The sequence below is a fragment of the Anaerotignum lactatifermentans DSM 14214 genome (genome assembly GCF_900142265.1).
In the GTDB taxonomy this organism is placed as follows: domain Bacteria; phylum Bacillota; class Clostridia; order Lachnospirales; family Anaerotignaceae; genus Anaerotignum; species Anaerotignum lactatifermentans.
Map to the genome: position 1 here is coordinate 53758 of NZ_FRAH01000010.1, position 12068 is coordinate 65825.

The window sequence follows — 12068 nt, forward strand, 5'->3', positions numbered from 1 at the left end:
AGGTAGGCTATCGGCGCCTTGGTAGATTACTCTATTAGGTTTCCAATAACCCCCTCCCGAACCGTGCTTACATGTCTCCATGTACACGGCTCTCCATTTACTCAATCTTATAGATGTGGGTGGGCTATTTTGTTATGACACTCATGGCACAATACTAATGTTTTCCTGTTACGTTCAATCATTAATTTTTCCCAGAATGTTTTTCCTTTGAGGTCTTTTAGCATTTTGACATGATGTACTTCACAGTGGTCATCATGTTTTCCACACCATTCACAAACATTAGCATTAATTCTTTGTTCAAGTTCTGTTCTACCCATGTACATCATTATATTGGTGATAGGGTCTGGGTCGCCTTTGAATGGAATTTTCTTCCGTCGAAAACCATCTCTGTAGAAATAACAGATTCTTTCTCCATTTTGGGTTTGATATTTAACTCCCCAGTATTTATCAATACGTAGTTTTTTAATCATCTTGCGTACACTACTTTTATGTTTGGCAGCCAATGTTTTAAGACAACTATATTCTGCTACATATCGATATTGCCACATTTTATGCGTGACATTTTCTGCTAATTGATAATAATTATACAGCCCTCTAATTTCAGCATTGTAGATGCTTACAATTTCGAGTTCACTCAAGTTTATGAGTAAAGGTCTTGCATTCATTTTCCACTTGTTTGCGTTTATATCCATGACCATATTTTTTTCATTGATTGCCTTGATAATTACATCTTTAGGCATAAACAGACGAATATTTCGCCTTGCACTACGACATTGTGTTTTTCCTACTTGATATGTTCGTTCATTGCCACCAATGGTAATTTCATAGCCAAGGAATTTCGCATAATCACTACTGTTGGTAATCAGTGTTTTGTCAATTGAGAGTTCTAATTTCAATTCTTTTTGCATAAAATCGTGGATTTGCTCCTTGATTTGTTTGCAATCTTTTTTACTACCATTCACACCGATTAGAAAATCATCTGCATATCTGACATATTTTAGACTTTTATATCCATTGTGGTCGCTGATATGTGGAGTTGTCATCATTTCTTTACGTAGCTGTTTATATTCTGATAGCAAACCCTCCTTGTCATCATCCTCACACTTGTCCATTTGCTTTCTGACTTTACTAAGCCTGTATTCCAGATTTCGATATTGGGGATTTCTCTGTTGTTGCTTTGGATTTCCATTATCGAATTCCTTTTTCAGCTTTTCCATAAACAGGTCGAACTCATTGAGATAGATATTTGCTAAAATAGGGCTAATGATGCCCCCTTGTGGTGTCCCACTATAGGTTTTGTTGAATTTAAAATCCTCAACATAACCAGCTCGCAGAAATTTCCACATTAGGCGAATAAACTTTTCGTCTACAATTTTCTTTCTCAGAATTCCAATAAGCACATGGTGGTCAATATTATCAAAGAACCCCTTAATATCTCCCTCGATAAACCAATTTACTCCTGTAAAAGTTTTATTTATGACCGTGAGAGCTGTATGGCAACTTCTATTAGGTCTAAATCCGTGAGAAGTATTGGTAAATGAGGGTTCGTAGATTGCTTCCATTATCATTCGACAAGCCTCTTGTACAAGTCTATCTGTGAAGCTGGGTATTCCCAGGGGGCGCTTTGTACCATTTTTCTTAGGGATGTAGGTTCTTTTTGATGGGTTTGGCTGATAGCTTTCATCTCTAATAGTAGCAATAATTTTTTCTACTTTATCTTTGCTGAAACCATCAGCATTTTTTTCATCAACTCCACTCGTGGAACTACCTTTATTGCTGTAAATATTACTGTAGGCTTTTACATAGATATCTGGATTATACAGAATTCTATAGAGCCTATTGAACTTGAACTCAGGCTTTTCTGCCTGTTTTGCGAGATTGTTCAAAATAACTTCTGAATTTTGCATAAAGCATTTCGCTCCTTTCTTTTGTTATATGAACAGAGTAAACTGCAACCCTTCGCCTTGTAACGGTCTTTCTCCGTCTCTAACTACTACGGTTGCTCCGTTACCATGCAGGATATTCAGAGTCTATGCTCATAGCCTCATGAAAGGCATTCCTGTTTAGGTAATCCCCAGTTAGTACGATAGCCATAGGGTATTCGTTGTCGGATTTGTCTTTAGCGCTTTCCTTGTATCTACAAGTGTATTTCTCTTATGCGAAAACCAGCATTCTGACTTCATCGATATCAGTTTGCCATACCATTGGAATTTATAGTTGTCCTTTGGCAAAGAGAAACAACAGGTTTCAGTTGGTTTCCTGTTGGTGAACCATAGCACTACTTGCGTTCGACATTCAAACAGAACAGTCTTAATCCTCATACGAATGTTATGTCTCGATACTCAGTCGCGGTTTTCCAACTAACCGACTTGTACCTTTCCGACCATGCTACACTCCCTGTTCACTTTCGATTCCAGATAAGGTCGGTGACATCATCCCAGTTTTCTTGAGATGTCGTGTCCTATTACGCAATGACTACCGCCCATCTTGGGCGCAAGATAAAATGGTTTCCGCCGCCTAATGTTCCCAGAGAGCGTTCCAGTCTTTTTGCATCCCGCAAAGAGCGATAACAACGCAGTTTTGTCAGGTTAAACCGTTCCATTCTGCCTTCCCACACGTTTCTGCCAGAAGGAATATAATGACAGGCTTCATCCAGTTTCGCAAAGTCCACTTCTTTTTCCGCTAGTTTTACGGTATACATCCCACATCCAATATCTACCCCTACAATATTGGGGCATGCCTTGTCTTTGACTGTCATGGTTGTACCAACGGTACAGCCCTTTCCTGCATGAACGTCAGGCATAATTCTGATTTTGCTGCCTTCGGTCAGACCATAGTCGCACATCCGGCGAATCTGTTCAATGGCAACATCCTCAATGACTTTCGCATAACAAATAGCTGTATTTACTTTTCCTTTGATTTCTAACATACTGCTTCCCTCCTTTTGAAGCTATGCTGCAATGGGCGCATAACGCTCACTCTGCAGCACTTCCATCATAAATGTATAAGGTGAGAGATTTCCCCTTGCTACCATAGAAAATATCCTTGGTGTCGCGCCGGAAACCAATACAACTCCCTGTTCATTTTTGGTTACGGGCTGCTGGCGGTTTCTGCTGGCTACATTCCAAAAGACAACTTCCGGCAAGCGGTATCCTTTTTCCTTGTATCTTCTCTTGGCGTTTTTGAAAACCGTTTTAGAAGCCTTATTGACACAGGCATTAAATTCCATATCTGAAATAATAATCAGTTTTGCAGGCAATTCTTCCTGGGGAACCTGATTTTTCACCGCTGCCCGCAGAATCAGATCAAAAACTGCTTCCAGATTGGTATCCGCAATTTCTTCAAATGTTGTTAGATATTGCAGTTTGTCAACAAAGGTTTCCCCTTTGATTTCAATCAGCTGCGGTCTTTCAGAAAACTCAATAAAATGATTGCGGAAAACCCCTTTATTCCGTTCTGCGAAGTAAAGTCCCAAGGACAGTGCCACTGCCGCAGGAATGGGGTTTCTACCGCAATACATAGACCCGGAAGTATCAATGACAGCAAGGGCATTTTCTTCTCCGCCAAAATCTGGCAAAGCAGCCCATGTCGCATTCAGCGATGCCTTTTCTTCCGAAAAAGTGCTATTCCATCTTGTATTCAGATAAGATTCAACCAACTCATAGGGTGCCACATGATCTGCATGGAGCTTTGCATCTCCAGTACTTGCTTTGGAGAGAAAAGCTTGATATCTTTCCCTGTCGTTCCGCCAGAAAGCCATTTTGTATTTGAACAGCGCTTTACAGGGCTGCTGTTCATAATCGAAGGTATAATCTTTTTCACGCAAGTGATTCTCAATGATATGTATTTTGGCTCTAAGTGCTGTCAAAGCTTTTCTGTAAGCTGCGTCGTTCATGCCAAAGGCTCTGGCAACCTTTTTAGCCTGATATACAGTTTCCTGATTGGATGCATTGACAGAAGGCAGCCATTTTCCCAAGAGAGAAACAGATTCTCCTTCTACGAGTTTCTTCATATCCGCTTCAAACTGTTTCCGCAGATAAATCAACATCTCTTTTTCACAGGGCGTATCCATCAATGCCAACAGGTCATCGAAGCGTCCATATTCCGCTACATAAGCCAGATTTTTCTGAACAGATGCAGGTTTATTTTCGGCCAGCCAGCCAAGAATTGTCCGAAACACTTTTCTTTCGCCTAATCCGCCCCGAATATCTCTTGCAAAGAAAAGAAGTTTCATGGCTAAATCCGCATCTTCTGTATACGCCTGCACAAAACGTGCAATGATTTCTTTTTCACTTTGTCCGCGCAGTGCTCCAATGGTGGCAAACAAATCCAGACATTTAGATCCTGTAGAAACATATGCAGCTGCGCCATTTTCTGTTGTGGTCATATTGGCTTCCTGTTTCATGTATTTTAACATCATGATCCTCCTTTTCTTTATTATCACAAGGCACCATATAAAGCGGGGTCAGCCCGCATTAATGGTCTAAAACCATCGAATGTGAAGTAATGTCAAATAAAAATTGCTGTTGGTGCCTTTTTCAATTTTCACAAGGCGCATCTTTTACAGATTTACATCTGCCTGCACCGAAGGTTTCTAGCCTTCTACAGTCCGATTGCTGTCTACGCCTTTTTCATTTTTACAAGGCGCAAATTTCGCAGATTTCCATCTGCCGTTGTTGAAGGGTTGATTCGTCAACAGTCTGCATTGGGTTTGCTGTATGCGCCTTTCATTCAGAGAATCATTTCCTTGTACTGATATGTATCTCCTTTGGATTTGTTTCTCTGTTTGTATCTTTATTCTACCTGTTATTTCCAATCTCATCACGGAAAAAAAGTTGCGAACATCAAAGTCCGCAACTTTTTTGATTCAGTAATCTCTGTTTTATTAAATTCACAAAATGCTGTGGTGCCGTTACTTTTATCAATGGTCCAAAGGAAAGAATACGAATGACCATCTCCGTTTCATCCTCTTTGTCATAAACAACCGTAATACGGTAATGCTTATCATCCAGCTTTTCTGCCTCTTTTTCACAATGGGCAAAATGAAGCAGCACCCTTTCCAGCGCCTTTCTTTGGTCAAAGAGTTCAAAAACTACTTTACGTTGTTGCTCTGATTTTCTCGTCAGATGCCTTGCCATCCCATCCTGACATCTTTCACAGCTTATAATTCTCCCTAAATTGATAGTACTTCCGTAACGGTCAGAAGAACCGATCAACCGAAATTTATCGTCCTTTTCCGAATATTCCAGACACTTGGGCATGACATTCATCTGCAATGGATTACCTCTGCGGTTTTGCAGTGTAATCTTCAGCGGATACTGCTGTTTGATGGCATCCAGAATGATGCGAAAATTCCGAATATATGCTTCATCTGTGTAATCATCGCCATCTGCATATCGGTCAAACACAAGAATATCCTCTGGCAAAAAAAGCGGTTCCACGTCTGGAAAGTCAAAAATATCATCACCAAACAACCGCATGCGAGGATCGTTGGCAATGGCTTTCAGCCACCGTTTCTCCAAAAGAGTCAGCGGCATAGCAGGCTCTTTATGCAGAGGTGTTGTGCCATCTGGCGTAATGAGCTGCCACCTTTGCTCCTCGATAGCAGGCAAAATATGCAGCAGGCTTTCCCCAAAAGCATATTTCCCTACAATGTGCTGCATTTCTTTTGCTTCCAACGGATGATCTGTTGCCGCTTTCAGGATAGCTGCCATCGTTTGGTAATATATACTGTATAATTCACTGAATATCATGTTCATCACCATCTTCCAAACCATAAAGGGCATACATTGCATACATATCTTCCCGAAACTTTTCTTCCAGTTTTTCATTGGAAATATGAATTTCTGTAATGCGGCAAATAAATGTCCGAATCCATGGAATCAGTTCACTGGCATCATATACATCCGCCGTAAACCTGCATGTATTTTCGTCCAGATGTTCTACGGTTCCGCAACGTTTTTCCCGTTCCAGCCGCTTGGGAATGTGCTGTTCCCCTTTCCCATAACGAATGGTAAATTCCACATGCTCCATACGATTTCCCCATCTGCTTTGTGTGCTGACACCCCACATATTTTTCTGCATTTCTTCCAGCTTCTGTCGCATATGGTCAAAACGTTCACTGACCTCTCCCATTTTTACAGATACAATATGATCTGTCCGAAAGGACAAAATTCGCCTGAACCTTGGAGAATATGCAATGAGGTATTGTCTGCCGCTTTGCGCACTGACCATGACGCGAAGAGGTACTACATGGGATTCTGAGGAGCGTTCCTTATGGCGATTACATGTTTCCAGAAGAATGCTTCGTTTTTCCCGTATTGCCATAAAAACAGTACACAGAATTTCACTGTCTACAGCACCAGTAATATAATGATGTTTAAAGGAAAAATGGTCATTTTGTTTCTTTGTCTGGTCCAGCAAAAAGGAGCCAATAACGCCGCAAGGCGCAACTTCGGAGAAAAAGTCCAGAATATCTCCATCCAAATCATACTTTGACATGGTCCAGCGATAATACATGGTTTTCCCTTGCTTCTCGCCTGATACAATGCCTTCTGAAATATATTCTTTCAGCTTTTTTCGTACAGTAGAAACGTCAAAAGTTTTCGATTCCTGAAAAGCGGAAAGATATGTATCAATCTGGTCCATGATTTCCGTCAGAGAAAGAGCATCATCAGTAGAAGCAAAAATATCCATCAATATAAAATGCAGCGTAATATCTCCATCGGTGAAACTTTTTGTTTTCCATGCGGTGTAGAGAGGGTTGTGCTGTACAGCCCTACTATCAATGGAAATAAAAACATTCTTCCCCTCTGCGTTCTGGCGGAATCGCATATAATCTCCCAGCCAACTTTCCAATCTCCTGCGCTCATCATCATAGGAACGCGCGCTTTTTCTCGTATATTCTTCTCGGCTTTTAAAGCCATAGACATAAAACTCCCGCATATACTCACGGATGCGGTTAAAATTTTTCACCAGTTCACTGTATGCCATGGCTTCCCCTCCTTTGCCCCATTTGTTCTTTTTTGATTGCCACTCTATTTTTTATTCTACCAAAAAAACAAAAAGAAAGATATGCGAAATTCTAAATGAAAATCACATATCTTTCTATATTTTTATCCTAGCTCACAAATTATGAAAAGTCACTTTTATGTTTGATTTTACAACAATTCTGTATTTTCCAACTGATAAACTTTCATGTCATGGGAATATACAATCTGCGCCAATGTGTTTTCTGCTTCTTCCACATCCAATTCCGCTTTTGTCACATCCAACGCTGTATTTCTGCCCAATGAATAATTCAGTTCTGCCAGTTCCAGATTGGATTTTGCTGTTTCCAGATTCCGCTGGGCTGTTTCATACTGGTTTTCCAGTTCCTGCACCTCATTATAAGCATTCTGAATTGCCAGTTCTTTATCTTCTTTGGCTGTTTTCAAAGTGCTTTTTGCTTCTTCATAGGAATACTTGTTGGAAGCAGACTGAGAATTTGTACTGGACATGGACATATAGTTTTTGTTGAATTCAGCATCGTCCACATTCTGTTCCAACTGTTTGATGGTATAGTCTGTATTCAGCTTATTTTGGATATACTGTGTCATACTCTGCCCCATTTCATAGGGAGTGTATTCTATATCATATACCAATTCATATTCTGTATCATCGCTGATACCCAGCAGCTGATTGAAGGAGCGATATTCTTCCTCGATGGTTCTTTCCAGTGTTTCCACATTGTCCACTGCTGTCTTATAATCTGTTTCCAGTGTACGCAGATCATAATCACTGATAAGCCCCATTTTATTTTTTGTCTGTCCCTGCAAATACTGTGTTTTCTTCACCTCTGCCTCTTTTTTCGCAACTTCCAGAGAGCTTTCGTCACTTAAGATAGAAGTAAAGTAACTTTTTACAGTAGATTCCAATGTCAGCTTTGTGATTTCTTCTGTATAACGATTCTGCGTCATACTGCTGCTGATAGATTGAATCTGAGAATAGATGCTGTAAACATCATCATCCACCCACTGCTGATAGCTGACAGTAGGCACTGAGAAAGAATCGGTGATATCCCAGATATCTTCCTTCAAATCCTGCAGATATTCTGCCTTTTCTGCCACATTATCCAGATCAGAGCTGTTATCCTCTGCCAGTTCCAGCGCTTCTTCATATGTCAGCTGCCAAACGCCGCTTTCTTCTGTACTTACAGTACCTTCTTCGGAAGTGCTTTCTGCTGCAGTTTCTGTACTGGTTTCTGCTGCAAAAGCAGTCGTTGCAGTTGGCATCATCATCGTCAACGTCAGCAGCAACGCCAATTTATACTTCATAAAAAACCTCCTTTCTTTAGCAGCATTCCTGTTCAATTTCATAAGGATTTGCCTTCTTAGTAAATTTCATCTTATTACGGAATGCCTGCACAAAACGATCCAAAATCATGTACAGCAAAGGAACGACTACCAATGTCAGGAATGTAGATGCCGCCAGACCGCCGGCAATGACAAGACCCATGCCCTTCAGTGTTTCACTGTTGGTACCATTGGAGAAAATCATAGGGAACTGCCCCAAAATTGTCGTCAATGCTGTCATCAGGATAGGTCGTAATCTGGTAGGACACGCAGTCAAAATGGCATCTACCAGAGAATAACCATCTCTGTTTCGCAAAATGTCAATATAGTCAATCAATACAATACCATTGTTTACAACGATACCTACTAGCACCAGACAACCGATCAAAGCCATCATGCTCAGAGGTTCTCCTGTAATGAACAACAGGAAGATTGCCCCTGTAAATGCCAGAGGAATGGTAAACATGATGATAAAAGGATTTACAAAAGATTCGAACTGTGCTGCCATGACCATGTAAACCAGCGCGATTGCCAGTACAATGACCAGACCCAAAGAGGAGAATGTATCATTCATCATCTCATTGGTACCGCCCAGCTTCACACTGTAGCCATCAGGTACAGTCATCTGGTCGATGATTGCCTGAATATCGTTGCCAACACTGCCGCTGTCACGACCATATACATCACAGGAAATGGTTACATATCTGCTCTGGTCATCTCTGGAAATGGAAGATGGTACATTTTCCATAGTGATTTCAGCAACAGAGGACAAAGGAATCACCTTACCGTCACCTGTCATAATAGACAGATCATTGATATCACTCAATGTTGACATACTGTCATCAGGGAATACGATACGAATATCCATTTCTGTACCGTCTGCTTTCAATGTGGTTGCTGTAAAGCCAGAAACGGTATTTCTTACCTGACTTGCAATATCAGAGCCTGTCAAACCATACTGTCTTGCACGTTCTTTATCAATTTTCAATGCAACTTCTGTATCCTGATCTTCCAGAGAGCTGCTTACCTGACGCACACCTTCCACCTGTTCCATCTGGGATGCAATTTGGTCACTGATTTCCTGCAGTTTATCCATATCATCACCATAGATTTCTACAGATACACCACCGCCCATCATAGAGCCCATACTGGAACTGGAGGAAACGCTGATTTCTGCACCAGCGATGTTCTTCACAGAATTACGTACTTCTTCTACAATTTCATCTGTACTGCGGTCACGTTCGTTTTTGTCAACCAATACACAGCTGATGCTGCTTTCTTCAGAACTGCCCATGATGGAACCGGAAGAACCAGACATCGTAACGCTCATGGATACCATTTCAGGAATCTGTTCCAGAATTTCTTCCACCTGCAGGGACAATGCATCCACTGTATCCAGATTGCTGCCCTTTGGTGCTTTCACGGTTACAGAAAAAGTACCTTCGTCAGAGAATGGCATCAATTCCATACCAACGGATGGAAGCATACACAAAGAAGCGAGGAATACCAGCAGCACACAGGAAAGTGTTCTCTTCTTGTGCCAAACTGCCCATCTCAAAAATCTGCCATACAATTCGCTCAGTTTTTTCATACCGATATCGAACATATTCAGCATCTTATTGATGAAGTCCAGTTTTTTCGGTGCTTTATTTCGATGTACATTATTTACATAGTTCCCTGCCAGCATAGGTACCACTGTCATAGCAGAGATCAAAGACATTGCCAGAGAGAATACAATGGCAAGAGCCAAGTCTGTCATCATCTGCATCATCATACCTGATACGAAAACGAAAGGAATGAATACAACAATGGTTGTCAATGTAGATGCGATCAAGGAAGAACGCACTTCTCTGCCGGCACGATAGGTTCCTTTTACCTTGCCGTAGCCAAGAGTGGTACGATAACGGTAAATGTTTTCCAACATAACGACCGAGTTATCTACCAGCATACCAACACCAACAGACAAACCACCCAGAGAGATCATATTCAGTGTGGTGCCGGAGAAATACAAAAATACGAATGTACCAATAATGGAAATTGGCATGGAAACGGCAATAACGCCTGTCAAACCAATATTTTTCAGGAAAACAAACATAACCAGAACGGAAAGAATGGCACCTGTAAAAATATTAGAAACAACGTTCATAACGGAATCTTCAATGGTACTGCCAGATTCACTTACCACTTCAATGGTCATATCAGGATATTCCGCATTGAGTTTTTCCACTTCATCCAAAATATTATTTACAGCTGTTACGGTATTACCGTCACTGGACTGTGTAACAGAAAGTGTGACGCATGATTCTCCATTATAACGGCTGATAGATGTAATTTCTTTTTGTGTTTCTGTAACGGTAGCAATATCACCCAAACGCATGACTGTACCATCTGCAATCTGAATTGGTGTATTTTTAACATCTTCAATGCTTTCCATCTGCAGTTTTGTACTGATGGTCATGCTCTTTTCGCCATAAGAGATGCTGCCGCCAGACTGGTTGCTGTTTTCTGCGGAAAGGGTCTGCCCGATGGAAGTCATGGTCAGCCCCAGACCTTCCAGTCGTTCTGGATCGATCTCGATCAGGATTTCCTGTTCTGTACCACCCATGATGTCTACAGAAGCAACGCCTTCCTGACGTTCCAGACGTGGTTCGATATCATCCTCTGCAAATGATTTCAATTCATCAGATGTCATATCATCGCCGGAAACAACAATTGTTGCAATAGGCATGGAATTCATATCCATTTTCATGATATTAGGAGAATCACAGCCATCAGGCAAAGTCGCTTCTACCATGCTCAATTTATCACGCAGGTCTGTAATGGCTGTATCCAGATTGGTTCCATAATTAAATTCAATGGAAACCATAGAGCTGCCTTCTGATGATGTGGAAGAAATGGATTCTACATTTTCTACATTGGCAACGGCACTTTCGATTTTTTCTGTAACCAGATTTTCTACCTCTTCCGGTCCAGCGTCTTCGTAGGTCGTCATAATCATGACCATAGACATTTCCGTTTCAGGCGTCAATTCCATTTCCATTTTTGTAATGGAAACTGCACCCAGAATGATAATGATGAACATAACCATCATGATCGCAACGGGACGTTTGATGGAAATCTTCGTAATATCCAAACATATCAACTCCTTTGTTTTAGAAATCCGCAGAAGAATTTATCATTCCTGCTCTGTTTCTTCTGCGGTAGATTCCTGTTTTGTTGTCCCGTTTGTAATATTTACAGTGTTGCCATCTGACAAGAAGTCCTGACCTTTGGTAACAACTGTATCACCAATGCTCAAACCACTGGTAATTTCGATGTATGTATCATTTTCCAGCCCTGTTTCTACAGTTGTTTTATGGGCAATGTTATTTTCGTCTACTACAAATTTGTCTATTTTTAGAAACGAAAAAAGGCAGTGAGATTTTGTGAACAGGTCCAGTAAAAACGGACAATGACAAAAAGCCCCCTTATGTAGGATAATAGAACTACATAAGGGGGTCTCGCTATGTCCGGAAAAAAAGGAATGAAAAAGTATCCAGCGGGGATACGAGAGGAAGTTGTATCACGAATCAGAGCAGGAGAAAGTCAGCGTGCTTTAAGTCAAGAGTATGGGATTAGTCGATGGGCAATTCACTGCTGGCTAAAAGAATCTGTCCTTCCAAAGACACGAGGGCGCAAACCTGCAAAAACACTGGCAGAATACAAGTATGAGAACAAACGACTAAAGATGGAAAA

At 41.0% G+C, this 12068-nt stretch carries 8 protein-coding genes and 1 pseudogene; 1 reads left to right on the top strand and 8 read right to left on the bottom strand.

Annotated elements, in window-relative coordinates; all coding sequences use genetic code 11:
* Positions 1-107: 107 nt before the first annotated feature.
* From BUB35_RS04425 to BUB35_RS20335, 8 genes and pseudogenes are all read right to left on the bottom strand, one after another.
* The gene (locus BUB35_RS04425; protein WP_072849605.1) at positions 108-1907 is read right to left on the bottom strand and encodes a reverse transcriptase domain-containing protein; all 1800 of its coding nucleotides are present in this window, start codon (positions 1905-1907) and stop codon (positions 108-110) included.
* Positions 1908-2497: 590 nt separating this feature from the next.
* Positions 2498-2929: pseudogene (locus BUB35_RS04430) on the bottom strand (RtcB family protein); the annotation flags it as partial.
* A 21-nt stretch (positions 2930-2950) separates the two neighbouring features.
* Entirely contained in the window at positions 2951-4417 is a 1467-nt protein-coding gene (locus tag BUB35_RS04435) for a DUF2828 family protein (protein ID WP_200777567.1), read from the bottom strand.
* A gap of 427 nt (positions 4418-4844) precedes the next feature.
* On the bottom strand, positions 4845-5759 hold the full coding sequence (locus BUB35_RS04440; RefSeq protein ID WP_242949202.1) for a WYL domain-containing protein: 915 nt from the start codon (positions 5757-5759) through the stop codon (positions 4845-4847).
* Complete coding sequence (locus BUB35_RS04445) at positions 5740-6993, bottom strand: helix-turn-helix transcriptional regulator (RefSeq protein WP_072849610.1); 1254 nt, start codon at positions 6991-6993, stop codon at positions 5740-5742. The genes BUB35_RS04440 and BUB35_RS04445 overlap by 20 nt, the downstream gene beginning before the upstream one ends.
* A gap of 167 nt (positions 6994-7160) precedes the next feature.
* Positions 7161-8315, bottom strand: coding sequence for a TolC family protein (locus BUB35_RS04450; protein WP_072849612.1), 1155 nt, complete (start codon positions 8313-8315; stop codon positions 7161-7163).
* Between the two features lie 16 nt (positions 8316-8331).
* On the bottom strand, positions 8332-11466 hold the full coding sequence (locus tag BUB35_RS04455) for an efflux RND transporter permease subunit (RefSeq protein ID WP_072849614.1): 3135 nt from the start codon (positions 11464-11466) through the stop codon (positions 8332-8334).
* Positions 11467-11508: 42 nt separating this feature from the next.
* On the bottom strand, positions 11509-11868 hold the full coding sequence (locus tag BUB35_RS20335) for a hypothetical protein (RefSeq protein ID WP_465220321.1): 360 nt from the start codon (positions 11866-11868) through the stop codon (positions 11509-11511).
* Here BUB35_RS20335 and BUB35_RS04460 point away from each other — a divergent pair.
* Positions 11839-12068 (top strand): transposase (locus BUB35_RS04460; RefSeq protein ID WP_465220320.1); only part of this gene is annotated, 230 nt, incomplete at its 3' end. The two genes, BUB35_RS20335 and BUB35_RS04460, sit on opposite strands and share 30 nt — an antisense overlap.

Excerpts from the sequence above, each read along its gene's own strand:
- BUB35_RS04425 (WP_072849605.1), bottom strand. The coding sequence starts at position 1,907 with ATGCAAAATTCAGAAGTTATTTTGAACAATCTCGCAAAACAGGCAGAA.
- BUB35_RS04440 (WP_242949202.1), bottom strand. The coding sequence starts at position 5,759 with ATGAACATGATATTCAGTGAATTATACAGTATATATTACCAAACGATG.
- BUB35_RS04445 (WP_072849610.1), bottom strand. The coding sequence starts at position 6,993 with ATGGCATACAGTGAACTGGTGAAAAATTTTAACCGCATCCGTGAGTAT.
- BUB35_RS04435 (WP_200777567.1), bottom strand. The coding sequence starts at position 4,417 with ATGTTAAAATACATGAAACAGGAAGCCAATATGACCACAACAGAAAAT.
- BUB35_RS04450 (WP_072849612.1), bottom strand. The coding sequence starts at position 8,315 with ATGAAGTATAAATTGGCGTTGCTGCTGACGTTGACGATGATGATGCCA.